The sequence below is a fragment of the Streptomyces sp. NPDC001770 genome (assembly GCF_053596135.1).
This window is the reverse complement of the sequence record NZ_JBSFFN010000024.1, coordinates 16,124-40,932: the sequence shown is the minus strand read 5'-3', so window position 1 is coordinate 40,932 and position 24,809 is coordinate 16,124. Positions and strand designations below refer to the sequence as shown.

20 protein-coding genes are annotated in these 24,809 nt (G+C 71.1%); 9 read left to right on the top strand and 11 right to left on the bottom strand.

The annotated features are described in order from the left end of the window. Positions 1-80 precede the first annotated feature (80 nt). Genes ACWCSV_RS21475 through ACWCSV_RS21465 form a run of 3 tightly spaced genes read right to left on the bottom strand, consistent with a single transcriptional unit; the run spans position 81 to position 3,254 of the window. A complete protein-coding gene (locus ACWCSV_RS21475; RefSeq protein ID WP_451144504.1) occupies positions 81-950 on the bottom strand; it encodes a sugar ABC transporter permease in 870 nt (289 codons plus the stop codon). Next, the gene (locus ACWCSV_RS21470) at positions 947-1,960 is read right to left on the bottom strand and encodes a carbohydrate ABC transporter permease (protein ID WP_327175363.1); all 1,014 of its coding nucleotides are present in this window, start codon (positions 1,958-1,960) and stop codon (positions 947-949) included. Before ACWCSV_RS21470 ends, ACWCSV_RS21475 begins: the two co-directional genes overlap by 4 nt. Before the next feature lie 19 nt (positions 1,961-1,979). Beyond that, on the bottom strand, positions 1,980-3,254 hold the full coding sequence (locus tag ACWCSV_RS21465) for an extracellular solute-binding protein (protein ID WP_451144501.1): 1,275 nt from the start codon (positions 3,252-3,254) through the stop codon (positions 1,980-1,982). A 372-nt stretch (positions 3,255-3,626) separates the two neighbouring features. Here ACWCSV_RS21465 and ACWCSV_RS21460 point away from each other — a divergent pair, with 372 nt between their 5' ends. Together ACWCSV_RS21460 and ACWCSV_RS21455 are read left to right on the top strand one after the other, a co-directional pair. Continuing rightward, on the top strand, positions 3,627-4,649 hold the full coding sequence (locus ACWCSV_RS21460) for a LacI family DNA-binding transcriptional regulator (protein WP_450778909.1): 1,023 nt from the start codon (positions 3,627-3,629) through the stop codon (positions 4,647-4,649). Between the two features lie 109 nt (positions 4,650-4,758). Next, the gene (locus ACWCSV_RS21455) at positions 4,759-5,790 is read left to right on the top strand and encodes a phosphatase PAP2 family protein (RefSeq protein ID WP_451144499.1); all 1,032 of its coding nucleotides are present in this window, start codon (positions 4,759-4,761) and stop codon (positions 5,788-5,790) included. A gap of 37 nt (positions 5,791-5,827) precedes the next feature. On the opposite strand, the gene ACWCSV_RS21450 is transcribed toward ACWCSV_RS21455, so the two are convergent. From ACWCSV_RS21450 to ACWCSV_RS21440, 3 genes are all read right to left on the bottom strand, one after another. Then, on the bottom strand, positions 5,828-8,842 hold the full coding sequence (locus ACWCSV_RS21450) for a bifunctional [glutamine synthetase] adenylyltransferase/[glutamine synthetase]-adenylyl-L-tyrosine phosphorylase (RefSeq protein WP_451144497.1): 3,015 nt from the start codon (positions 8,840-8,842) through the stop codon (positions 5,828-5,830). A 212-nt stretch (positions 8,843-9,054) separates the two neighbouring features. After that, entirely contained in the window at positions 9,055-9,888 is an 834-nt protein-coding gene (locus tag ACWCSV_RS21445) for a putative protein N(5)-glutamine methyltransferase (RefSeq protein ID WP_451144495.1), read from the bottom strand. A gap of 253 nt (positions 9,889-10,141) precedes the next feature. Next, entirely contained in the window at positions 10,142-11,641 is a 1,500-nt protein-coding gene (locus ACWCSV_RS21440; RefSeq protein ID WP_451144615.1) for an MDR family MFS transporter, read from the bottom strand. 342 nt (positions 11,642-11,983) lie between these two features. Here ACWCSV_RS21440 and ACWCSV_RS21435 point away from each other — a divergent pair, with 342 nt between their 5' ends. Next, the gene (locus tag ACWCSV_RS21435; protein WP_451144493.1) at positions 11,984-12,574 is read left to right on the top strand and encodes an acyl-CoA-like ligand-binding transcription factor; all 591 of its coding nucleotides are present in this window, start codon (positions 11,984-11,986) and stop codon (positions 12,572-12,574) included. Positions 12,575-12,591: 17 nt separating this feature from the next. Here the strand turns inward: ACWCSV_RS21435 and ACWCSV_RS21430 are convergent, their stop codons facing one another. Next, a complete protein-coding gene (locus ACWCSV_RS21430) occupies positions 12,592-12,999 on the bottom strand; it encodes a YrdB family protein (RefSeq protein ID WP_451144491.1) in 408 nt (135 codons plus the stop codon). Between the two features lie 367 nt (positions 13,000-13,366). Here ACWCSV_RS21430 and ACWCSV_RS21425 point away from each other — a divergent pair, with 367 nt between their 5' ends. Together ACWCSV_RS21425 and ACWCSV_RS21420 are read left to right on the top strand one after the other, a co-directional pair. Then, positions 13,367-13,759: a hypothetical protein gene (locus tag ACWCSV_RS21425; RefSeq protein WP_451144489.1), complete on the top strand. Its 393-nt coding sequence runs from the start codon at positions 13,367-13,369 to the stop codon at positions 13,757-13,759. Between the two features lie 606 nt (positions 13,760-14,365). Further along, positions 14,366-14,806, top strand: coding sequence for a pentapeptide repeat-containing protein (locus tag ACWCSV_RS21420; protein ID WP_451144487.1), 441 nt, complete (start codon positions 14,366-14,368; stop codon positions 14,804-14,806). 431 nt (positions 14,807-15,237) lie between these two features. On the opposite strand, the gene glnA is transcribed toward ACWCSV_RS21420, so the two are convergent. Continuing rightward, positions 15,238-16,599 (bottom strand): type I glutamate--ammonia ligase, encoded by a 1,362-nt coding sequence (gene glnA / locus ACWCSV_RS21415; RefSeq protein ID WP_266703648.1) that lies wholly within the window; start codon positions 16,597-16,599, stop codon positions 15,238-15,240. A gap of 243 nt (positions 16,600-16,842) precedes the next feature. Here glnA and ACWCSV_RS21410 point away from each other — a divergent pair, with 243 nt between their 5' ends. The 4 genes from ACWCSV_RS21410 to ACWCSV_RS21395 all read left to right on the top strand — a co-directional run bounded on the left by ACWCSV_RS21410 (position 16,843) and on the right by ACWCSV_RS21395 (position 21,052). After that, positions 16,843-17,562, top strand: coding sequence for a DUF3105 domain-containing protein (locus ACWCSV_RS21410; RefSeq protein ID WP_451144485.1), 720 nt, complete (start codon positions 16,843-16,845; stop codon positions 17,560-17,562). Continuing rightward, positions 17,559-18,434 carry a DUF305 domain-containing protein gene (locus tag ACWCSV_RS21405; RefSeq protein WP_451144483.1) on the top strand — a complete coding sequence of 292 codons (876 nt, stop codon included), beginning with the start codon at positions 17,559-17,561 and terminating at the stop codon, positions 18,432-18,434. The genes ACWCSV_RS21410 and ACWCSV_RS21405 overlap by 4 nt, the downstream gene beginning before the upstream one ends. A 195-nt stretch (positions 18,435-18,629) precedes the next feature. Next, positions 18,630-19,055, top strand: coding sequence for a CBS domain-containing protein (locus tag ACWCSV_RS21400; RefSeq protein ID WP_451144481.1), 426 nt, complete (start codon positions 18,630-18,632; stop codon positions 19,053-19,055). A 227-nt stretch (positions 19,056-19,282) separates the two neighbouring features. Continuing rightward, positions 19,283-21,052 carry an NAD+ synthase gene (locus ACWCSV_RS21395; RefSeq protein ID WP_451144479.1) on the top strand — a complete coding sequence of 590 codons (1,770 nt, stop codon included), beginning with the start codon at positions 19,283-19,285 and terminating at the stop codon, positions 21,050-21,052. Positions 21,053-21,184: 132 nt separating this feature from the next. On the opposite strand, the gene ACWCSV_RS21390 is transcribed toward ACWCSV_RS21395, so the two are convergent. The 3 genes from ACWCSV_RS21390 to ACWCSV_RS21380 form a co-directional block, all read right to left on the bottom strand. Next, positions 21,185-22,411, bottom strand: a complete 1,227-nt coding sequence (locus ACWCSV_RS21390; RefSeq protein WP_451144477.1) for an MFS transporter — start codon at positions 22,409-22,411, stop codon at positions 21,185-21,187. Between the two features lie 340 nt (positions 22,412-22,751). Next, positions 22,752-23,777, bottom strand: coding sequence for an endonuclease/exonuclease/phosphatase family protein (locus tag ACWCSV_RS21385; RefSeq protein WP_451144475.1), 1,026 nt, complete (start codon positions 23,775-23,777; stop codon positions 22,752-22,754). A 242-nt stretch (positions 23,778-24,019) separates the two neighbouring features. Further along, positions 24,020-24,769 carry a TetR/AcrR family transcriptional regulator gene (locus ACWCSV_RS21380; protein ID WP_451144613.1) on the bottom strand — a complete coding sequence of 250 codons (750 nt, stop codon included), beginning with the start codon at positions 24,767-24,769 and terminating at the stop codon, positions 24,020-24,022. Between the last annotated feature and the right edge of the window lie 40 nt (positions 24,770-24,809).

The following is a 24,809-nucleotide window of genomic DNA, read 5'->3' as shown; positions in this document are numbered from 1 at the left end:
GCCGTGACGAATGCGGTGACGCGTGGGGGTGGGTGACGGTTCGGCGGTGTCCGCGGGTCAGGGTCGGGCACCGCCTCGGGTCAGCCCTTGACTGCTCCGGCCGACATTCCGGTGACCAGGTGCTTCTGCGCGAACAGGAAGACCAGGGCCGCCGGGATGGCGATGAGGACCGACGCGGCGGTCATGGGGCCCCACTGGGCTCCGTACTGGTTGACGAACTTCTGCAGTCCGCCGGCGAGCGTGAGGTTCTCGTCACCGACCATGAACGCGGAGGCGTACGCGACCTCGCCCCAGGCGGTGATGAAGGAGTAGAACGCGGTGACCGCGAGGCCGGGCTTGGCCAGCGGGAGGACGAGCCGCCAGAACGTGCCGAACGGGGTGAGGCCGTCGACCTGTCCGGACTCGTCGAGTTCGCGCGGGATCGTGTCGAAGAAGCCCTTCATCATCCAGGCGCAGAAGGGCACCGAGATGGTGAGGTAGGTGATCACGAGGCCGGCGGGCTGGTTGAGCAGTCCGAGGGTCGCCATGATGTTGTAGATCGGCACGATCAGCACGGCGACCGGGAACATCTGCGTGACGAGCAGGGTCCACATCAGGCCGCGCTTGCCGGGGAAGCGGAAGCGGCTGACGGCGTATCCGGTGGTCGCGGAGACGAAGACGCCGAGGACCGTGGAGAGCCCCGCGACGAGCACCGAGTTGCCGAACCAGGTCAGGAACTCGGTGTCCTTGATCAGGTTGGTGTAGTTGACGAACGTCGTGTCCTTGAAGAAGTCCGTCGTCGTCGCGTACTTGGCCGGCTTCAGCGAGGTCAGCAGGACCCAGAGCACCGGGAAGACCGCGATCACCGAGGTGATGATCAGCGTGACGTGCAGCGCCACCGAGGCGAGCGGCGAGCGCTGTCCGCGCAGCCGCGGGGCGCGCGCCGGCCGGGTGGGGGTGAGGGTGGTCACCAGGCATCTCCCTGCTTGCGGAGCACTCGCCGGTAGACCGCGGCGAAGAGCATGAGGAGGACGAGGATCAGCACGCCCCACGTGGAGGACTGTGCGTAGTCGCGCGGACTGATCTCGAAGGAGAACTTGTACGCCTGGGTGACGAGGATCTGCGTCGACTCACCGGGACCGCCCCGGGTGAGCAGGAAGATCACCGGGAACATGTTGAAGGTCCAGATGGTGGAGAGCAGGACCACCGTGGTGGAGACCGGGGCGAGCCCGGGCACGGTGATGTGCCGGAAGCGCTGCCAGGCGGTGGCGCCGTCCATCTCGGCGGCCTCGTACTGCTCCGCGGGTATGGACTGCAGACCGCCGAGCAGGGCGACCATCATGAAGGGGACGCCGAGCCAGACGTTGACGGCGATCACGGAGAACTTCGCCCAGGTGGGGTCGTTCAGCCAGGGGATGCCGTCGATGCCGACGCCGCCGAGCATCGCGTTGAGGATGCCGCGGTCCTCGTTGTAGAGGAAGCGCCAGGCGAAGACGGAGACGAAGCCCGGCACGGCCCAGGGAAGGATCAGGGCCATGCGGTAGGCGGAGCGGCCGGCGATGCGCCGGTTCAGGATGTTGGCGAGCGCCATGCCGAGGCAGAACGTGATGCTCACGCAGGCGATCGTCCACACCAGGGTCCAGCCGAGCGTCGACATGAACTCGCCGCCGGTGAGCGCGTCCTTGTAGTTGTCGAGGCCGACGAACTTGTAGGTCGCGGGGATCTCGTTGACGCCGATGGAACGCGCGACGTTGCGCTCGTTGGCGTCGGTCAGCGACAGCCAGATGCCGCGGACCAGCGGGTATCCGATGATCACGCCGATGACGACGACCACCGGGGCCACCATGACCCAGGCGTACCAGTGCGTGGACAGGGAGCGCCGGAGCTTGCTCGGCGTGGGGGTGCCAGTAGCGCGGCTCCGGCCGCGGGCGACGTCGTCACCCGCGGCCTTTGCCACCGACTGGCTGGTGTGGACAGCCATCAGTCGGCCAACCTTCCTGTTACTTCCAGCCCTTGAGGAGCTTGCGGTAGGCGTCGCCACTCGCCGCGGCGGCCTTCTCCGGGGTGGTCTGGCCGGTGAGGACCTCGGTGTACTGGGTGACCAGCGGGGCGAAGAGGCTGCCGCCCTCGGGGATCCACGGGCGCTCGACCGAGGTCTCGACGACCGGCTTGAAGAAGTTCACGATCTCGCTGTCGACGGCTTCCTTGCGGGCGTACGCCGAGGTGCGGGTCGGGAGCAGGTTCAGCTCACCGGCGGCCGTGGCCTGCGCGTCGACCGAGGTCATGTAGTCGACGAAGGCGTAGGAGGCGTCGAGGTTCTTCGAGCCGGCGTACACGGCGAGGTTGTGACCGCCCTGCGGCGCACCCTGGGCGACGGAGCCCGCCGGGACGGTGGCGATGCCGAGGTTGGAGGAGTCCTTGAACTGGTCGCCGGTCAGCGTGTCGGCCACGGCCCACGGGCCGTTGATCATCATGGCGACGTCGCCGGACTTGAACGACTGCATCATGTTCTCCCAGCCGTCCGTGGCGTCCGTCTTCGCGGCACCGGAGTCGACCAGGTCCTTGACGACCGAGAACGCCTTGACGGCCTCCGGGTCGTCGATCTTGACGGTCTTGCTGCCGGCGTCGACCAGGTCGCCGCCCTCGCCGTACAGGAAGGAGAGGAAGTAGTACGCGTCGTCGCCACGGAGGTAGAGGCCGGTCTTGCCGGTCTTCTTCTTGATGGCGGCGGAGGCGGTCTTCAGCTCGTCGACCGTGGTCGGGACCTTGACACCGGCCTTCGCGAACATGGCCTTGTTGTAGAAGATACCCATGGAGTCGATGACCTGCGGCACGGCGTACGTCTTGCCGTCGTACTTGGTCGACGCGACGGCCTGCTTCAGGAAGTCGTCCTGGTCCCGGAGGGCCGGGGTGCCGTCCAGCGGGGCGAGGTAGCCGAGGTTCGCGAAGTCCGGGGTCCAGGCGACCTCGGAGCGGATCACGTCGGGGGCGCCGTCGCCGGCCTGGGCCGCGTTCTTGAACTTGTTCTGCGCGTCACCGAAGGGCACGTTGACGTACTTGACGTCGACCTTGGGGTGCAGCTTCTCGAAGCCTTCGGCGATCTTCTTGAAGACCTTGTCCTCGCTGCCGACGCTGGAGGTGTCCCACCAGGTGACGGTGCCGGAGAGCTCGCCCGAGCTCTTGCTGCCGCTGCCGGACTTGTCGTCGCTGCCGCACGCGGTCGCCGCGAGCGCCAGGGCCGCGACCAGGACGGTGGCCGTTATGCCACGTCGCATGTGAACTCCTTCAACTGCCGTACCGCTCCGTCGCGGCGCCGGGTCGACCAGGAACGTAACAAGGATGAAAGAAGTCCGAAAGACCTTGCGGAACTTTTCTGCAAGACGCGGCGATCGTTACATGCGCGTGTCCTCAAGGTTGCCGCCGTGATGCTTGACGCGGACTGCATACCCCTGCTGCCGCAGGTCACACACGGGGTCGGGTTGATGTGACGATCCGACCGCAAGGTGTGCAGAGGTGACCGCAAGGCCTTGCAAGATGTTGCCGCGGCCACCCCTCGGCGGCACCGGCATCCGCGCCGGAAGCGCCGGAAGCGGCTGGAACCCGGGCCCTGTGGGCAATCCGGGAGGCGCCCGGTACAGTCCCCTTTCATGACCGCACGGCTTGCCGATATCGCAACTCAGGCGGGGGTCAGCGAAGCGACGGTCAGCCGGGTCCTGAACGGCAAACCCGGTGTAGCGGCGGCCACCCGTGAATCCGTCCTCGCGGCACTCGACGTCCTCGGGTACGAACGCCCTGTCCGGCTGCGCCGGCGCAGCGCCGGGCTGGTCGGTCTGATCACGCCGGAGCTGGAGAACCCGATCTTCCCGGCGCTGGCGCAGGTGATCGGCCAGGCGCTGACCCGGCAGGGGTACACCCCGGTGCTGGCGACCCAGACACCCGGCGGCTCCACCGAGGACGAGCTCACGGAGATGCTCGTCGACCGGGGCGTCTCCGGCATCATCTTCGTCTCCGGGCTGCACGCCGACACCTCGGCCGACATGGGGCGTTACGAGCAGCTGCGGGCGCAGGGCGTCCCGTACGTACTCGTGAACGGGTTCTCCTCGAAGGTCCAGGCGCCGTTCATCTCGCCGGACGACCGGGCGGCGATGCGGCTGGCGGTGACGCATCTGGTGTCGCTCGGCCACACCAGGATCGGCCTCGCGGTCGGCCCCAAGCGCTTCGTGCCGGTGCTCCGCAAGATCGAGGGCTTCCACGCGACGATGCGGGAGCAGCTCGGTCTGAGCGAGGAGCAGGTCGAGGAGCTGGTGCAGCACTCCCTGTACACCCTGGAGGGCGGCCAGGCGGCGGCCACGGCGCTGATGGAGCGCGGGTGCACCGCGGTCGTCTGCGCGAGCGACATGATGGCGCTGGGCGCGATCCGGGCGGCCCGCCGCCTCTCGCGGCAGGTGCCGCGCGACCTCTCGGTGGTCGGTTACGACGATTCGCCGCTCATAGCGTTCACGGACCCGCCGCTGACCACCATCCGGCAGCCGGTGACCGCCATGGGCCAGGCCGCCGTAAGGACGTTGCTGGAGGAGATCGGCGGTACGCCCGCCCCGCACAGCGAGTTCGTCTTCATGCCCGAACTCGTCGTCCGGGGTTCGACCGCCGCGGGGCCCGGCCCCTCCTGACGCCTCTCCCGATGATGGCATCCTCCTCCGCAAGGTGCAGGACGTGCGACCGGAACCCGACCGGAGGATGATCGGGCGGTGGGGGGCGTATCTGGCAGACTCTGTGCCCATGGGTGATTCTCAGGTGAGTACACAGGAAGGCACGTCGGTGGCCTGTCCGTCACCCACCAAGGACAGGACGGACAGCACGGACGGACGCGGCAGGAAAGGCCTGACGGCGCGACTGCGGACGACGCGGTCACCGCGCCGGCCACGTCTGTGGTTCGAAATCCTTCTGATCGGGGTCAGTTACTGGCTCTACTCGCTGGTGCGCAACGCCGTCCCGGAACAGCGGACGGCCGCGCTGCGGAACGCCGACCGGGTCTGGTCCTTCGAGAACTCGCTCGGCGCGGGCTTCGAACACAGCGTCAACCACGCGGTGAACTCGGTGACATGGCTCATCGTGTCGATGAACTACTACTACGCGACCCTGCACTTCATCGTGACCATCGCGGTACTGGTGTGGCTGTTCCGCCGTCATCCGGGCCGTTACGCGGCGACCAGACTGGTCCTCTTCGCGACCACGGGCGTCGCGCTGCTCGGCTACTACCTGGTTCCCCTGGCGCCACCGCGCCTCATGAACGGCGGCTCCTTCGTCGACACGGTGCTGGTGCACCACACCTGGGGCTCGATGGCCTCGGGCAACCTCAAGAACATGTCGAACCAGTACGCTGCGATGCCGTCGATGCACATCGGCTGGTCGCTCTGGTGCGGGCTGACGATCTTCGCCCTCGCCTCGGTGCCCTGGGTCCGCGTGCTGGGGCTGCTGTACCCCGTCGTCACCCTCACGGTGATCGTGGCGACCGCCAACCACTTCTGGCTGGACGCGGTGGGCGGCGTGGTCTGCCTGAGCTTCGGTTTCGCCGTCGCGACCCTCGTGTACGGCATGCTCCCGTACCGCCTCCCGCGCCGGGTCGAGCCGCCCCGGACGCCCTTGCGGACCCGGCTGGTCGGGCTCGGTACGGCCCGGGGCGCGGGCGCGGTGAGCCGGGCCGCGCGGTGGTCCTCGTACCGGGCGGGGAACGCCGGCGAGGTGACGCCCGTGTCCGAGCCGTCTGCGGCTTCCACCGTGCCGGAGACTTCGCCGCGCTCGGGCTCGTGACACCGCGTGCCCGGCGCTCACGCCGGGCGCGCGGCGCTCACGCCCCGTAGAACCGCTCGTCCACCACCGCGCGGGCCCGGCGGGTGATGCGCCGGTAGTCGTCGAGCATGGTTCCGGCGGTGCCCGGTTCGTAGCCCAGGTAGCGGCCGACCGCGCCGAGCTCGCGGGGGCTGGACGGGAAGGTGTCCCCGGGGCGCCCGCGCACCAGCATCACGGCGTTGCGGACCCGGGTGGCCAGCACCCAGGCCTCGTCCAGCACGCTCGCCTCGTCGGCCGGGATCAGCCCGGCCGCGCAGGCGGCCGCGAGCCCCTCGCGGGTCCTGGTCGTACGGAGGCCGGGCTCGGCCCAGCCGTGCTGCATCTGCATCAGCTGCACGGTCCACTCCACGTCGCTGAGGCCACCGCGGCCGAGCTTGGTGTGGAGGGTGGGGTCGGCGCCGCGCGGCAGGCGTTCGGACTCCATCCGGGCCTTGAGCCGGCGGATCTCGCGCACCGCGTCGTCACCGAGCCCCTCCGCCGGGTAGCGGAGCGGGTCGATCATCTCGATGAAGGCGCGTCCGAGATCCTCGTCGCCCGCCACCGGTTCGGCGCGCAGCAGCGCCTGGCTCTCCCAGGCGAGCGACCAGCGGCGGTAGTACGCCTCGTACGACTTGAGGGAGCGGACCATCGGGCCGCTCTTGCCCTCGGGCCGCAGGTCGGCGTCGATGAGCAGCGGCGGGTCGGCGGTGGGCAGCTGGAGGAGCCTGCGCATCTCGGCGATCACGGTGTTCGCGGCGCGGGCGGCCTCCTCGTCGCTCACCCCCTCGCGGGGGGCGTGCACGAAGAGCACGTCGGCGTCGGAGCCGTAGCCGAGCTCGTGCCCGCCGAAGCGGCCCATGCCGATGACGGCGAACCGGGTCGGCAGGGTGTCGCCCCACTGCGCGCGGACGGCGGCGCGCAGGGCGCCGGCCAGGGTGGCGGCGTTGAGGTCGGTGACGGCGGAGCCGATCCGGTCGGCGAGGGCGCCGTGGTCGGGCTCGGCGGGGTTCTCCTCGGTGCCGTAGCTGCCGATGAGGTCGGACGCCGTCGTGCGGAAGAGTTCGCGCCGGCGCACGCCGCGTACGACGGCGACCGCGGACTCCGCGTCGGGGGCCCGGCCGACGGCGGCCAGCACCTCCTGGTCCAGGTGCTCCCGGCTGCGTGGGGCGAGGCCCCCGGGGTCACCGAGGATGGCGACGGCCTCCGGCGCCCGCATCAGCAGGTCCGGGGCGAGCCGCCCGGCGGAGAGTACCCGGGCGAGGTTCTCGGCCGCCGCGCCCTCGTCGCGGAGCAGCCGCAGGTACCAGGGGGTGCGGCCGAGCGCGTCGGAGACCTGGCGGAAGCCGAGGAGTCCGGCGTCCGGGTCGGCGGAGTCGGCGAACCAGCCGAGCAGAACCGGCAGCAGCGTCCGCTGGATCGCCGCCTTGCGGGAGACCCCGGACGACAGGGCCTCCAGGTGCCGTAGCGCGGCGGCCGGGTCGGCGTACCCGAGGGCTTCGAGGCGGGTGCCCGCCGCCTTGGCGGAGAGCCGGCTCTCGCCGGGCGCGAGCTGGGCGACGGCATCGAGCAGCGGCCGGTAGAAGAGCTTCTCGTGCAGCTTGCGGACGACCGAGGCGTGCCGCTTCCACGCCCGGTTCAGCTCGGTCACCGGGTCGGTGCGCAGTCCCAGGGAGCGGCCGAGGCGCCGCAGGTCGGCCTCGGCCTCCGGGACGAGGTGGGTGCGGCGCAGCCGGTAGAGCTGGATGCGGTGCTCCATGAGGCGCAGGAAGCGGTACGCGTCGTCGAGCTGGGCGGCGTCCGCGCGGCCCACGTAGCCGCCCTCGGCGAGCGCCCGCAGCGCCTCCAGGGTGGTGCCGCTGTGCAGGGAGGCGTCGCTGCGGCCGTGCACCAGCTGGAGCAGCTGCACGGCGAACTCGACGTCGCGGAGTCCGCCGGGGCCGAGTTTCAGCTCCCGGTCGACCCGGTCGGCGGGGATGTTGTCGACGACCCGGCGGCGCATCTTCTGCACGTCCGGGACGAAGTTCTCCCGGTCGGCCGCGTGCCAGACCAGAGGGGCGACGGCCTCCACGTACGCGGCCCCGAGCTCGGGGTCGCCGGCCACCGGGCGGGCCTTGAGCAGCGCCTGGAACTCCCAGGTCTTGGCCCAGCGCTGGTAGTAGGCGAGGTGCGAGGAGAGGGTGCGCACCAGGGGACCGTTGCGGCCCTCCGGCCGGAGGTTGGCGTCGACGGGCCAGATGGTGCCCTCGACGGTGGTGTCGGAGCAGATCCGCATCATGTGGGCGGCGAGCCGGCCTGCCGCCCGCATGGCCGCCGTCTCGTTCTCCGCGGTGGGAGCGCCCGCGTCGACGGGCTCGCCGACGAAGATGACGTCCACGTCGGAGACGTAGTTCAGCTCGTGGCCGCCGCACTTGCCCATCGCGATGACGGCGAGGCGGCAGAGCGCGGCGTCCTGAGGGTTCGCGGTACGGGCGATGGCGAGCGCCGCCCGCAGGGTGGCCGTCGCCAGGTCGGCCAGCTCGGCGGCGGTCTGGGCGAGGTCGGTGGTACCGCAGACGTCCCTGGCCGCTATGGCCAGCAGGCAGCGGCGGTAGCCGACGCGCAGCGAGTCGGGGTCCGTGGCCTCGGCGAGACAGTGCTCGAACTCGGGCACCCCGGGGTGCAGGTCGGCCGCCTCGTAGGTGACCAGCTCCTTCCAGTCGTCCGGGTGGCGGGCGAGGTGGTCGCCGAGTGCCTCGGAGGCGCCGAGGACACCGAGCAGCCGGTCCCGCAGCGGCTTCGCGGTCACCAGGGTGTCGAGCAGCAGCCGCTGCTCCTCCTCCGGCTGCGCCTCGACGATCCGTACGAGGCCCCGCAGCGCCAGGTCCGGGTCGGCGGAGGCGCCGAGCGCCTCCACGAGGACCGGGTCGGACCGTACGGCCGTGAGCGCGGGCAGCTGCAGCAGCCGCTCCGCGCCCGAGGGGTCCGTGAAGCCGTGGCGCAGCAGCCTGGTGAACGTGCTGCTCCTGCGCCCCGGAACCGGTACCGGCGTCGTCATACCGTGCTCTCCTGCCCCGCGTACCCCGCGTGTGGTGGGGGTTCGAGCGTAGCCCCGCGCCGGGGAGTTCGTCCCGGGGGCGGGGGGTCGGTCGCGGTCCCGGTCCGGCGGCAGGGCGCACGGGCGCGGCGCGGGCCGTGGGGGCCGTGGTCCGAGACGGGAGGGAGAACCACCGAAGCCTCCAAAGTTCCGGAGGCTTCGGAACCGGCTTCTCAGCGTGGCCGGGTACCGATGACGACGGTCGCCCAGAGCTCGTCGGAGGTCGCTGTGCGGGCGTCGAGACCGCCGTCGCGGACGGTGGCGAGCGCGTTGTCCGCCTGGCGTTCGCTGGTCTCCATGAGGAGGCTGCCGCCGGGCGCGAGCCACCCGGGGGCGGCGGCGACCACGCGGCGCATCACGTCCAGGCCGTCGTCGCCCCCGTCGAGGGCGACGAGCGGTTCGTGGTCGCGGGCCTCGGCCGGCAGCAGGGGCACGTCGCCGGTCGGTACGTACGGCACGTTGGCGAGGAGTACGTCGATCCGGCCGCGCAGCCCGGTGGGCAGTGCGGCGAAGAGGTCGCCCTCGTGGACCTGGCCGACGCCGTCGAGGTTGCGCCGGGCGCACCGTACCGCCGCCGGTTCGATGTCGCAGGCGTGCAGCTCCACCCGCCCGAGAACCTGGGCGAGCGCGGCGCCGAGGGCGCCGGAGCCGCAGCAGAGGTCGACGACGACGGGGACGACGGGGTTGGGTGCGATGCGGTTCCCGGCGCCGTGCCCGGTGGTGTCGCCGAGGGTGGCGGCGGCCTGGTCGACGAGGAACTCGCTGCGGCGGCGGGGTACGAAGACGCCGGAGTCGACGGCGACCCGCAGACCGTGGAACCCGGCCCAGCCGAGGACGTGTTCGAGGGGCAGCCCCTCGGCGCGGCGCCGGACCATGGCGGCGGCCTCGGCCGGGGATGCGGCGGTGGAGAGGATCAGTTCCGCTTCGTCCTCGGCGAAGACACAGCCGGCGGAGCGGAGCGCGGTGACGATCGTGCGGTGGGAGAGCGGAGGAGGAAGTACCGACATGACGGAGCCTTTCGGGAGCCGATGGGCGCTCCGCGTTCGCTCACGTCCGGTGGACGTCGCGACCGCACGGGGTGAGCACCCAGCCTGACGCAGCGGTAATGGGGGCTCACCTCCTCGGTCCTGGTCCCCGCGCGGGGACGGCCCCCTGTGCGGGGGTGCCGGTCACACTACCGCAGCTTCCCGGGGCCGGACGCGCCCGTGCCCGCACCGGAGTGCGGTGCGGGCACGGGGCCTGAGCGGTCCGGGCTGCCCGTCAGAGGTCCACGCTGTCGCGGAGTTTCGTCGGGGTCAGGAAGGACGCCGCAAGCACACCGACGACGGCGATGCACGCGGCGATGAGGAAGATGTGGCCGGTCGCGTCTCCGTAGGCGGCGCGGACCACCTCCTGGATCTGCGGCGGCATCGCCTTCAGGTTGAGCGTGGAGCCGCCGGAGGAGGAGGCGGCCGGATCGATGCCGAGCTTCTTCAGCCCGTCCGTGATCTTCGTGGTGACCTGGGCGGCGAGCACCGCGCCGAGCACGGAGACGCCCATGGTGCCGCCGAGCGACCGGAAGAAGGTGATCGCGCCGCTGGCCGCGCCGAGTTCCCTGAGCGGGACGGTGTTCTGGAGGACCAGCACGAGGTTCTGCATCGACATGCCGACACCGGCGCCGACCGCGAACATGCCCGCCCCCACGAAGACCAGGTTCGTCGTGTGGTCGATGGTCGACAGTGCGAGGAAGCCGAGGGTGAGGACGACGACACCGGTGAGGATGAACGGCTTGACCTTGCCGGTACGGGAGACGAGCCGGCCCGCGATCGTGGAGGAGAGCAGGACGCCGAACATCAGCGGGATGGTGAGCAGTCCGGACTGGATCGGCGAGTAGCCGCGGCCGGTCTGGAAGTACTGGCCGAGGAAGACGGCGCCGCCGAACATGGCCATGCCGACGGAGAGGCTCGCGACGATGGCGAGCGCGGGGTCCCGGCGGCGGACGACGTGGAGCGGTACGACGGGCTCCTTGACCCGCGCCTCCACGAAGACGGCCGCGCCGAGGATCAGCAGGCTGCCGGCGACCATCGCGGCGGACTGCCAGGAGATCCAGTCGAAGTCGTCACCGACGAAGGTGACCCAGAGCAGCAGGAGGCTGACCCCGGCGGCTATCAGGGAGGCGCCGAGGTAGTCGACCTTGGCGTCGGGGCGGCGCTTCTCCACCAGGTGCAGGGTGCGGGCCAGCATCACGAAGGCGACCACTGTGAACGGCACGGTGATGAAGAAGCACCAACGCCAGCCGAGCCACGAGGTGTCGGTGATGAACCCGCCGAGCAGCGGGCCGCCGACGGTGGCGACGGCCATGACGCCGCCGAGGTAACCGTTGTACCGGCCGCGCTCCTTGGGGCTGATCATCGCCCCGATGATCACCTGGACGAGCACCTGCACCGCGCCCATGCCCAGGCCCTGGATGACCCGGAAGGCGATCAACTGGCCGGTCGACTGGGCGAATCCGCAGGCGATGGACGAGATCACGAAGAGGCAGATGGCCGTCTGCAACAGCAGCTTCTTGCTGAAGAGGTCGGCGAGCTTGCCCCAGATCGGGGTGGACGCGGTGGACGCCAGCAGGGTGGCGGTGACCACCCACGTGTATTGGGACTGGGTGCCGTTGAGTGCTCCGATGATCTGCGGGAGCGCCACCGAGACGACGGTGCTGCTGGTCAGGGCGACGAAGAGCACGAGAAGCAGACCGCTCAGCGCCCGCAGCACCTCGCGGTGCGTCATCGGCACGGCTTCGGTCGGCGTGGCCGTTTCTGCGCTCACGCGCAACCTCCGGATTTTCGTAGGGAGATGGACGGACAACGAGACGGACGAACATCGACGGCCGAACGCCCCGGCCGTGAGCGACCGGGTTTCGCGCATTCCCCACGAACTCCGCTGTCCAGCATTGGAGTTCGAGGCTCGCACCGGAGGACGTCACGCCGCGCGCGGCGGAGCGAGTCACCCAGCACCCCGGCCTCGCGCGTGGAACGGCAGGAGTGAAATGACAGGAACACTTCACCATACATGCGTCATGGGCAATCTTGCCGCGTGCGCAATAATCAACGGCCAAGCGACAATGGCCCGATGGAGAACTCTGTGGGACTGCGGGAGCGCAAGAAGGAAGCCACCCGTCAAGCGGTGCACGAGGCCACGCTGCGTCTGACCGTCGAGCACGGCTTCGACCACGTCACGGTGGAAGCGGTCGCGGACGCGGCCGGCATCTCGCGCAGAACCTTCTCCAACTACTTCACCAACAAGGAGGACGCCCTCCTCTACGGCGAGGAGCGGCAGATCAGGGCGTTGGTCCGCCTGGTGCGCGACCGCCCCGCCGGGGAACCCGCCTGGACCGCCCTGCGCGGCGCGATGCTCCAGTTCGCGGTCCAAGTCCCGCCACTGAACCGCCAATGGGCGGTCCACACCCGTCTCGCCCTGCGCCACCCCTCGCTGCTGGCGCGCCAGTTGGCCAATCACGCGGCACTCGAACGCGACCTCGCCGAAGCCGTAGCCGACCGCCCCGGCCCCACCGCACGGCCCGTCCGCCCCTTGATCCTGGCGGCGGGCTCCCTCTCGTCGCTGCGGATCGCGATGCGCACCTGGATCGAGGAGGCCCCGGACCGCGAGCCGGCCGAGCTGATCGCGGAGGTCCTGGAGGAGATGGGGCGCAGCTTCGAGTGAGGGCCGGACGTGCTCGGTCAGGCGGCCTGGGTACGGGCGCGGGCGCTCAGGCAGCCCGCCGCGTACGGGCGCGGGCGCGCCGGTCCATGGTCAGCAGCGCGGTGTTGACTGCCACCAGAGCGGCGTACGACAGGGCCGACCAGGCGCCGCCGAGGTCGTACAGCGCGGCCACCGCGCACGCGAAGACCAACCAGCACCTTGACCCCCACCACCCCCGCGACCGGCAGCGTGAACCGCGCCTTGGGCGAGGCGAACATCCCCCAGACGACCGCCGCCACCACGGGAAGCCCCACGGCGAGGACGACCCGCGGCACGGTGTTCTCCGAGGTGTTCCACCCCCACCGCGCGAACTCGCCGATGGCCACGACCTCGACGTAGAACGCCAGCAGCTCGTTGACCGCTCGCACGAGGGCAGGGAGTCTCATCGGGGGCCTTCCGGCAGGGAGGGGCGGGTGTCGGGATCAAGACTCCTCGGGCGGGTACGGGGTTGCCCCGGCGGGGCCGGACATCCCGCAACCGCTCCCCGCCTCCGCCCTGTCGGGACGACCCTCGAAGTCGGCATGCGCGGAGAGCGGACCCCGCTCGACCCGGCCGTTCCGGATCGAGCGGAGGCACACACCCGCCTCGACAGCAGCGCCCTGTGCACTACGGGCGTCTCAGTAGTGCCAGCGGTTCCTGCCGGACGAGAGGCCGCACGTGATCGCCCGCCCGGCCTCGTCCGTGGTGGTCGCACCCACATCGGCGTTACGGCAGAACTGCCCGGCGCGGTAGCAGTTGCCCGCGTTGGAGCGAATGCTGCAGGTCGCCGCATTGGCCGAGCCGCCGCCCGTGGCCGTGCTTCCACCCGAACCGCTGCCGCTGCCGCTGCTCTTCGACGTACCGCCGCCCGAGCCGCTGCTGCCACCGGAGGACGACGACCCGCCGCCGGCGGACGTACCGCCGGACGAGCTGCTGGACGACGAGACGCTCGGCGGGTTCGAGCAGGACTCGCCCACGCCCACGATCTTGAAGGCGACCTTCGTGGACGTGCTGTACGTACCTGCGGACGGACTCTGCGTGCACACCTTCCAGTTGGAGGTGTGCACCACGGAACGGTGCAGTTCGCTCGCGTCGGAGTACGTCACCGACGCGACATGGTGGGCGCGGGCGTCCGCCACGGCCTTCGCGAGGTTCCATCCGCCGTAACTGTCCACCGTCGCCCGGGCGGCCGGCTTCTTCGAAGGAGTCGCGGACGGCGAAGGCGAAGCCGTGACGGTCGGCGACGCCGAAGCGGACGCGGTCGGCGACGCCGAGGCCGAGGCCGTCGGGAGCGTGCTCACCGACGCCGAAGCCGTGTCCTGATCCCCGTCCGAGCACCCCGCGACCCCGACCGCGAGGGCCACCAGCCCGACCACCAGGCGCCCGTAGGCCCGGCGGCCCTTCCTCATGTTGTTCCCCATGCCCTGGGCGCCGTTCGATCCTGACGATCTCGGCGCATACCGAAGAGACATGCCACCCCCCTGGGTTCTCGTTCTCAGCACTGGCGCGAACCACGCATCGGCGCATGCCGGCCTGGGTTGCGCACCGGAAGACGACGCGCGCGCCACTGCGGAGGACAGGATAGAGGAGATCCAGAGGATCATATGAGGATATTGTGAAACTAGGTTTCACGACTGCATGCCCACGAGCACACCGACGACGGATTCACCGACGGCCCGGAGCGGGACAGGCGCCGGAGGACGGGCGGCTGACGGCACCCCATGGTGGGAAATCGGGGCGACGGCCACCGCCCCGGCTGACACTCTGGCGCACATGACCACGGCACCGACTGCGAGACAACGCCTTGCCGCCCTCCACCGCTATGCGGCCGTGAACGGTGAGGATTTCACCGGCCAGAACCTCACCTCCGTTCACGCGTCGCAACTGCGCTTCACCGGCTGCTCGTTCAGCGGGGCCGATCTGCGCCACGCCACCCTGGACGGTTGCTGGTTCAAGTTCTGCGACTTCACCGACGCCGATCTGCGCGGGGCTTCACTGCGCGGGGCCGGCCTGGCCGGATGCGATCTGCGGGGTGCCGACCTGCGTGACACCGACCTGACCGACGCCAGGTTCGGAAGCGTGAACACGGGCGCACCCCCGCACGGGCTGACGAACGTCACCGGCGCCCGGTTCGAGAGAGCTTCCTTGCGCGATGTTCAAGCGGAGGGCGTCATCGGGTGGACTGTCACCCCCCTCACCCCTTGCCGGGAGTGAGACCGGGAGCGAGAAGGGAGCAGCACAGAATCCGAGGAGATCCTTCCGAAGAGCTCCGTCTCCGCCTCTCCCGATTTCGGCACACTTTCCCCCCTGCCCTGTTTCCGGGTGAAGTGGACCCGCACGTCTCACGCCCTCCTGTCCCTCGACCCGGAGCGCGGTACGGAAGTCCACGTGGGCGGGCTCGGGTACGGCCCGCTCCGATCACCCGGGCGGACTCGGCCCAATGGATCGGCTGGTGGTCCCGGCCGACCCGCCGAGCGACCGGGCCCGCCGGCGCACCGGCGACCGCCGGCCGGAAGGGCACCGGCGCTGCCGCCTGCCGCAGCGGGACCGACGCTCCCGCCACAGCGACCGCACTGGTCATGGCTGCGGGCGGGTCGCGTCCCATGGACCGCGACCCGCCCGCGTCGTCGTACTGCCAACTGCCCCTACAGCACCGGCAGCAGCGCCTTCCGCTCGAACGCGGTGACCTCGCTGCGGTACTCCTCCCACTCGCGCTTCTTGTTGCGGAGGAAGAAGTCGAAGACGTGCTCGCCCAGCGTCTCCGCGACGAGTTCGCTCTTCTCCATCAGCGAGATGGCCTCGCCGAGGTTCTGCGGGAGGGGCTCGATGCCCATCGCGCGGCGCTCGGAGTCGGAGAGGGCCCAGACGTCGTCGTCGGCGCCGGCCGGGAGTTCGTAGCCCTCCTCGATGCCCTTGAGGCCCGCCGCGAGGAGGACCGCGTAGGTGAGGTAGGGGTTGGCGCCGGAGTCGATGGAGCGGACCTCGACGCGGGCGGAACCGTTCTTGCCGGGCTTGTACATCGGGACGCGGATGAGCGCGGAGCGGTTGTTGTGGCCCCAGCAGATGTACGAGGGAGCTTCGCCGCCGGCGCCGGCGCTGCGGGCGGAGCCGCCCCAGATGCGCTTGTAGGAGTTGACCCACTGGTTGGTGACGGCGGAGATCTCGGCGGCGTGGCGGAGCAGGCCGGCGATGAAGGAGCGGCCGACCTTGGAGAGCTGGTACTCGGCGCCGGACTCGTAGAAGGCGTTGCGGTCGCCCTCGAAGAGGGAGAGGTGGGTGTGCATGCCCGAACCCGGGTACTCCGAGAACGGCTTCGGCATGAAGGTGGCCTGCACGCCCTGCTCCAGCGCGACCTGCTTCATGACGAGACGGAACGTCATGATGTTGTCGGCGGTGGAGAGCGCGTCGGCGTACCGCAGGTCGATCTCCTGCTGGCCGGGGGCGCCCTCGTGGTGGCTGAACTCGACCGAGATGCCCATCGATTCGAGCATGGTGATCGCCTGGCGGCGGAAGTCCATGCCGACGTTCTGCGGGGTGTGGTCGAAGTAGCCCGAGCTGTCGGCCGGGGTGGGCCGGGTGCCGTCGACCGGCTTGTCCTTCAGCAGGAAGAACTCGATCTCGGGGTGGGTGTAGAAGGTGAACCCCAGGTCGGACGTCTTGGCGAGGATGCGCTTGAGGACGAAGCGGGGGTCCGCGAAGGACGGCGATCCGTCCGGCATCAGGATGTCGCAGAACATGCGGGCGGTGCCGGGGGCCTCCGCGCGCCAGGGCAGGATCTGGAAGGTGCCCGGGTCCGGCTTGGCGATCATGTCCGATTCGTAGACACGGGCGAAGCCCTCGATCGCCGAACCGTCGAAGCCGATGCCCTCGTCGAAGGCCTGTTCCAGCTCGGCCGGAGCCACGGCGACGGACTTGAGGAACCCGAGGACATCGGTGAACCACAGTCGTACGAACCGGATGTCACGTTCCTCAAGCGTCCTGAGGACGAATTCCTGCTGCTTGTCCATAGCCACATCCTTGCAGTTCAGACGGTCCGCGCACCACCGCCCGGGGTAGGGGAGTCACTCCAGTATCACGACCCGGGATTTCACCCAGATTACGCACACGGTGTGAGAGAGAGCACGCGGCCACCCACTACGATCGGCGGCCCCCATGTGCTGGAGCACGGGCGCACGCGCAACCGACTCTCGCACAGGGGTTCCCGCGACTCGTTCGCTCCCTCCCGGCTCCTCCCAGAAGGACTCGACACCATGAGCCTTTCCCCGCCGCCTCCCCAGGTTCCGACGCCCCAGGCCCCGCTCCCCCAGCGGCGCCGCGCGGTGCGCGGCAGGGTCCTGGCCATAGCGGCCGGCGTGGCCGTCGTCGCAGGTCTGGTGGGGTTCGGCGGCTCCGGTGTGCTGGACGGCCCGGCCTCGCGGGCCGATTCGATGACCACGGCGGCCGAGAAATCCGAGCCGGACGGGGACTCCAAGCCGGGCGGTACGGAGCCCTCGCGGGCGGCCGACGCGGCGGCGGTACCGGCGATCCGGGGCGTGAAGTCCTGGGACGCCACCAAACTCACCCGCAATCACGTGACCCGCGAGGTGCACTACCCGATGACGCCTCCGGTGGGCGGTGACCACAATCCGACATGGATGAACTGTGACGGCGACGTATACAAAACACCGCTCGCGGACGTGAACGCCGTCCACTCCCTGGAACACGGCGCGGTGTGGATCACGTACAACGGCAGCGCCTCCACCGACGCGGTGCGCAAGCTCGCCGACCGGGTCAGGGCGACCTCGTTCACGCTGCTCAGCCCCTATCCGGGCCAGTCGGGCGCCCTCATGCTCAGCGCCTGGGGGAAGCAGCTCACCGTGGACGGCCCGGACGACGCACGGGTGGACCGGTTCCTCGCCGCATACGTCCAGGGCCCGCAGACCCCGGAGCCCGGCGCGCCGTGCACCGGTGGACTGGCGGCTCCCCGATGACCGGCGGTACGGCGCGTACGGCGCGCCCGCGCTGGGCCGTGGCCGGGGTGCTGGCGCTCGCGGTGCTGGTCGGAGGCGGTACGGCGGCGCTGGTGACCGCCCGCTCCGGCGGTACCCAGGAGGCCGGCCAGGAACGGACGCCGGGGTACGCGGCGGGGTACGGGCAGGGGTCCGGCCCTGGGCAGGGGCTGCCGGCCGTGGACTCGGCGGACGCCGGGTTCGCGCAGGACATGGCCGTCCACCACCAGCAGGCGGTGGAGATGTCGTTCGTGGTGCGGGACGGTACGCGCGACGAGGACGTGCGCCGTCTCGCGTACGACATCGCCCACACCCAGTCCAGCCAGCGCGGGATGCTGCTGGGCTGGCTCGACCTGTGGGGGCTGCCGAAGATCGCCCCGCCCGGACGGACCATGGCGTGGATGGGCGCCCAGGACGCACCGTCCTCGTCGGGCGGGACGGACCGGACGGCCGGGACGGACCGCGGCACGGCCGGGATGGACCGCGACACGGCCGGAATGGATCACGACATGGCGGGGATGGCCGGCATGGACCACCCGGAGGACATGGCGGGGGCGGACGGCATGGGGCAGGGCGCGGCCCGCCCCGCGGCCGGTACGCGGATGGCCGGCATGGCCAGCCGCGCCGAGCTGGATCAGCTCGGCGCGGCACGGGGCAAGGCCGCCGAGGTGCTGTTCCTCCAGCTGATGACCGACCACCACAAGGGCGGCATCGCCATGGCCCGCAGCTGTGCGGAGCGGTGCGCGGTACCGGCCGAGCGGCGGCTCGCGCAGGGCATGGTGGACGCCCAGCAGGCCGAGCTGGACCTGATGGCGCAGTTGCTGGCCGAACGGGGGGCGCGCCCCCGCGACTGAGCGCCTGCCGCACCTGCCCCTCACCCACCCGTTCGGCCCTGCGCCCACGGACGGGTGAGGGGCGCATCACCTTCCGTACTCACTCGAATGGGTGATATCGGTCGGCGATGGGGCGTGCCCCCGAGGACGATGGGGATGGACTCGGGGCCGTACGGGGGTGTGCTCAGGCACGGATCGGCACGCAGGAGGAACCCCATGACCACGGCGAAGGACATCATGCATCCCGGCGCCACCTGGATTCCGGCGCACGAGACGCTCGACCGCGCCGCCCAGATGATGCGCGACCACGGAGTGGGCTCGCTGCCCGTTTCGGCCGAGGGCGCCGAGGACCGGATGGTCGGGATCATCACCGACCGGGACATCGTGGTCGCCTGCGTGGCGAGCGGTCACGATCCGTCGGAGGTGACGGCGGGCGACCTCTGCCACGGGACGCCGCGCTGGATCGACTCCGGCGCCGGGGTGGACGCGGTGCTGGAGGAGATGCAGTCCCACCGCATCCGGCGGCTCCCGGTGGTCGAGGACAAGAAGCTGGTCGGCATGATCAGCGAGGCCGACCTGGCGCAGCACCTCAGCGAGGATCAGATCGCCGACTGGGCGGGCCAGGTGTACGCGCGGGGCTGACCGACTCCGGCGCGGGGCTGGAACCAGGCAACCGCGAGGGGCCGGCACCAGACCTCGCGCGGGACCGACCGATTCCAGCGCGGGGCCGACACCAGCTCCGGCGCGGGGCCGACACCAACTCCCGCGCGCGGGCGGCCAACTGCCGACGGCCCGGCCAACTCGGGCGCGCGGAACCGGAATCACCGACCCCCAGGACATCGCGTCAGAGAGACGATTAGACTGCGGGCGTGCCTCAACTACGCCTCGCACTCAACCAGATCGACTCGACGGTCGGCGATCTCACCGGCAACGCCGAGGCGATCGTCCGCTGGACCCGGCACGCCGCCGAGCAGGGTGCCCACCTCGTGGCGTTCCCCGAAATGGTGCTGACCGGCTATCCCGTGGAGGACCTGGCCCTGCGGTCGTCCTTCGTCGAGGCCTCGCGGTCGGCGTTGCGCGCGCTCGCCGCCCGGCTCGACGCGGAGGGGTTCGGCGAACTGCCGGTGGTCGTCGGCCATCTCGACCGCTCCGAGCACGCAGCCCCCCGCTACGGCCAGCCCGCCGGTTCGCCGCGCAACGCGGCGGCGGTGCTGCACCGGGGGCGGGTCGCGCTGAACTTCGCCAAGCACCATCTGCCCAACTACGGGGTGTTCGACGAGTTCCGGTACTTCGTGCCGGGCGACTCGATGCCGGTCGTGCGGGTGCACGGCATCGATGTGGCGCTCGCCATCTGCGAGGACCTCTGGCAGGACGGCGGGCGCGTCCCGGCGGCCCGCGCGGCGGGGGCCGGGCTGCTGCTGTCGATCAACGCCTCCCCCTACGAGCGGGACAAGCACGACACCCGGCTCGAACTGGTCCGCAGGCGGGCCCGGGAGGCCGGGTGCACCACCGCGTATCTGGCGATGATCGGCGGCCAGGACGAGCTGGTCTTCGACGGCGACTCCATCGTGGTGGACGCGGAAGGCGAAGTGATCGCCCGCGCACCGCAGTTCGCGGAGGGCAGCGTGATCATCGACCTCGAACTGCCGGCCGCGGCGGCCGAGCCGCCGTCCGGGGAGGTGAACGACGGGCTCCGCATCGACCACGTCGTCCTCTCCGCGGAACCTCTCCCCGCGTACGCCCCCGAGCTGGCGGGCGGGTACGCCGAGCGGCTCGGCGACGACGAGGAGCTGTACTCCGCGCTGGTCGTGGGCTTGCGCGCGTACGCCGCGAAGAACGGATTCAGCAGTGTGCTGGTCGGGCTCTCCGGCGGCATCGACTCCGCGCTCGTCGCGGTGCTCGCCTGCGACGCGCTGGGGGCGGCGAACGTGCACGGCGTCTCGATGCCGTCGAAGTACTCCTCGGACCACTCCCGGGACGACGCGGCCGAGCTGGCCCGGCGTACCGGGCTGCACTACCGCACCGTCCCGATCGAGCCGATGTTCGACGCGTTCATGGAGTCGCTGGAGCTCACCGGGCTCGCCGAGGAGAACCTCCAGTCGCGGCTGCGCGGCACCACCCTGATGGCGCTCTCCAACCAGGAGGGGCGGATCGTGCTGGCGCCGGGCAACAAGTCCGAGCTGGCGGTTGGCTATTCGACGCTGTACGGGGACTCGGCGGGGGCGTACGGGCCGATCAAGGACGTCTACAAGACGTCGGTCTTCCGGCTGGCGAGGTGGCGCAACCGGGCCGCCGAGGAGCGCGGGCAGATCCCGCCGATCCCGGAGGCGTCGATCACCAAGCCGCCCAGTGCCGAGCTGCGGCCGGGGCAGGTGGACACCGACTCGCTGCCGGACTACGAGGTGCTGGACCGGATTCTGGAGCTGTACGTCGACCGGGACCAGGGCCGGGACGCGATCGTCGCGGCGGGCTTCGACGAGGAGCTGGTGGTCCGGACGCTCCGGCTGGTCGACACCGCCGAGTACAAGCGGCGGCAGTACCCGCCGGGCACGAAGATCTCGCCGAAGGGGTTCGGCAAGGACCGGCGGCTGCCGGTCACGAACCACTGGCGCGAGACGCCCGCGAAGGACCTCCCGTAGCCCGCGAAGGACCTCCCGTAGCCCGCGAAGGACCTTCCGCAGCACGCGAAGGACCTTCCGCAGAGCAGAAACGGGCCGGACCACGTGGGTGACGTGGTCCGGCCCGTTCCGGTGCGACGGCGGGGCGCTGCCTCACTCCCCCGGTGCGCTCCGTACGGTCGGGCGGCTGTCCGCGCCGGTCTCCTCCGTACGCCCGGCGACGACGCGCGAGGGGTTGCGGTCGCGGTCCAGGACGGTCGCGGTGACCGCGATGCCGAGGCCGACGACGGCGAGGGCCGCGCCGACCGGGGCGGGCGAGGTCCAGCCCCAGCCCGCCGAGATGGCCGCCCCACCGAGCCAGGCGCCGCCCGCGTTGGCCAGGTTGAACGCCGAGTGGTTGGAGGCTGAGGCCAGGGTGGGGGCGTCCTTGGCCTTGCGCATCACCAGCATCTGGAGCGGGGTCGTCGTCATGAAGCCGACCGCTCCGAGCAGGACCACCATCACCAGCGCCAGCCACCGCACGTGCACGGTGAGCGGGAAGACCAGCAGGACGACGGTGAGCGCGCCCAGTGAGCCGAAGAGCGTGGGCCGCAGCGCGCGGTCGGTGAGCGGTCCGGCGGCGAGCGCGCCGAGGGTCATGCCGATGCCGAACAGGGCCAGCACGAGGGTGACCGAGGACTCGCCGAAGCCCATCGCCTCGGTGGTCATGGACGAGAGGTACGAGTACACGGCGAACACGCCGCCGAAGCCGAAGACGGCGGTGAGCAGGCCGAGGATCACCTGTCGGTTGCCGAGCGCCCGTAGTTCGTGGCGTACGTCCTGGTGCTCGGCGACCGGGATCTGCGGGATCAGCCGGGCCAGGGCGGCCAGGGAGAGCAGCCCGATCACGGCCACCACGACGAACGTGGCCCGCCAGCCGAGGTGCTGGCCGAGCAGGGTCGCCGCCGGTACGCCGACGATGTTGGCCACGGTCAGCCCGAGGAACATACGTGCGACGGCCCGCGCCTGGCGGCCCTCCGGGACCAGCCGGGCGGCGACGACCGCGCCGACGCCGAAGAAGGCGCCGTGCGGCAGGCCCGCGATCAGGCGGCCCGCGACGAGCCAGCCGAAGCCGGGGGCGAAGGCGGAGGCGGCGTTGCCGAGGACGAAGAGCGACATCAGCAGCAGGAGCATCCGCTTGCGCGGGATGCGGGAGCCGAGGGCGGTGAGCAGCGGGGCGCCGAGCACGACGCCGATCGCATAGGCGGAGACGAGGTAACCGGCGGTGGGTACCGAGGTACCCAGGTCGTCCGCGACGTTGGGCAGCAGCCCCATCATCACGAACTCGGTGGTGCCTATGCCGAAGGCGCTCACCGCCAGGGCGAGCAAGGCCAGAGGCATGGGGAAGGAACCTTTCAGCAGAAGGGCGCGCGCCTGGTCCGTGGGCGGACGGCAGGACCGTACGGGGACGTGGCGCAGCGGTCGGCCGCGCGGACGTGCGCGCGGACCGGGCGGGGAGGGGGCGGGCGGATGGCGATGGGACGGGCGACGGTGCTCCGGCGGCTCTGCCAGGGGCTGACCTCGGGCATGCTCAGGTCAGCAACCCGAACAAAGTGTGGCAGACAATCCGTTCCTGGAGGTGAACGGGTCGTTTCGGCGGAGTTCGGCCGAGGCGTCCGCCAGGGCCCCGGCGGACACCGCGACGCCTCGCGTGGGGGCTCCCCGCTCGTGCGGGCCCCGGTCAGAGCTGGACGCGGGCGGCGATCGGCAGGTGGTCGCTGTCGGTCGCGGCGAGCGTCCATGAGGACATCGGCTCGACGCCCCGGACCATGATCTGGTCGATGCGGGCCATCGGGAAGGCGGCGGGCCAGCTGAAGCCGAAGCCGTCGCCGGCGGCGCCCTGGGTGGACCGCATCTGCGAGGTGACGGCCCGCAGGGCGCGGTCGTTCATGGTGCCGTTGAGGTCGCCGAGGAGGACGACCCGGCTCAGCGGCTCGTCCGAGATGGCCTCGCCGAGGGCGTCGGCGCTGTTGTCGCGCTGGTTGGCGGTGAACCCGGCGTGCAGCTTGACGCGGACGGACGGCAGGTGGGCGACGTAGACGGCGACCTTGCCGCCGGGGGCGGTGACGGTGGAGCGCATGGCCCGGACCCAGCCCATCTTGATGTCCACGGGGCGGGTGTTGCTGAGCGGGTACTTGCTCCAGAGACCGACCGTGCCCTGGACCGAGTGGTACGGGTAGGGCGCGTCGAGCGCCTTCTCGTACGCGCGGACCTGGCTGCTCGGGAGTTCCTGGAGGGCCACCACGTCCGCGCCGGAGCCGGCGACCTGTTCGGCGGTGCCGGCAGGGTCGGGATTGCCGGCGTTCACGTTGTGCGTGGCGACGGTGAGGTTGCCGCCGGGGCCCGACTTGTCGTCGAGCAGCAGGCCGCCGAAGAGATTGAGCCACACCACCAGGGGCAGCAGCAGGGCGATGAGCGCCGTGGCGGAGCGGCGTACGAGGCCGAGGACCAGCAGGACCGGGAGGAGGACCCCGATCCACGGCAGGAAGGTCTCGGTGAGGCTGCCGAGGTTGCCGAGCCGGTTGGGGATCTCGGCGTGGAAGACCATCACCAGCATCACCAGGACCGAGCAGACCGCGAGCAGGATGCCGCGCCGCCAGATGCCCCGGTCCGCCCTCAAGCGGGCCAGACCGGCCCGGAAGCGGGAGCCGGCGCGCGGCGGCTCCGCGTTGTCGTTGCCGGTGTCCGCTCCGTACGCCTGCACCATCGCGCTTCCTCACTGCGTTGCCCTGCATGTCGCCGCGCCCTTGACCCTAGGGGATCGGCGACCGTTTTCCCTCCGCCGGTGTCGGCGGCACGGAGAAGAGGACGACCGGAACGGGGCCATGGGTTCCGCTTTGTGCCGGACCGTCCGGGCCTGTGACCGACCCCTCATTTCCGGCCGGACCGGTCCGGCGCGTCGGCGCTCGCGTTGCCCGCGGCCGGAGCGGTGGCGGCGGGCGGCACGGATCAGCGTATGCGGGAGTCGCCCGACGCGTCGGCGGGGCGGGGAGCGTCGGCGGGGCGGGGCACCGGGGCCAGGCCCTGCATCAGGGCGTCGATGACCCGGTCGACCAGGTCCTCCGGCAGCGGCGCGTCACGGCGGTGCAGAGTCCGTACGAGCATCGCGCCGATGAGCAGGTCGTCCATCAGCTCGACGTCGAGGTCGTCCCGCAGCTCGCCCGCGTCGACGGCGCGGCGGACCGCGTCGACCATCGCGGCCCGGCGTGGCGCGATGACGGTCTCCTGGTACTCGGTCCAGAGCCGGGGGTGGCTCTTCATCTGTGCGAACACGTTGTGCAGCAGGACCGACGAGCGCTGCGCCAGCCCCCGGGTGCGCTGGGACTCCATGAGCAGGCGCAGGTCGGCGAGTCCGGCGGTGCCGGAGACGACGGGGTCCGGCGGTTCCATGTCGCGGAGTACGTCGAGGAAGAGCTCTTCCTTGCCGTGCCAGCGGCGGTAGATGGTGGCCTTGCCGACCTTGGCGGTACGGGCGATGCGTTCGATGGAGAGTCCGGCGAGGGGTTCACCGGCCTCCAGGAGGGCGATGACGGCGTCCAGGATGGCCCGCTCGGCGGCGGCGCTGCGGGGGCGGCCCGGACCCCGGTCGTGGTCGTGTGCCCGGGTGTGCGCCGGATCCTCCTCCGGGCTGCGGCCCGGACCGGCTTGCGGACCTGGGGCCGGGTCCTGCTCCGGGCCTGGTTCCTGACCGTGCTCCAGGTCGTGCCCCAGGCCCTGCTCGCGCTCCTGATGCCGCACC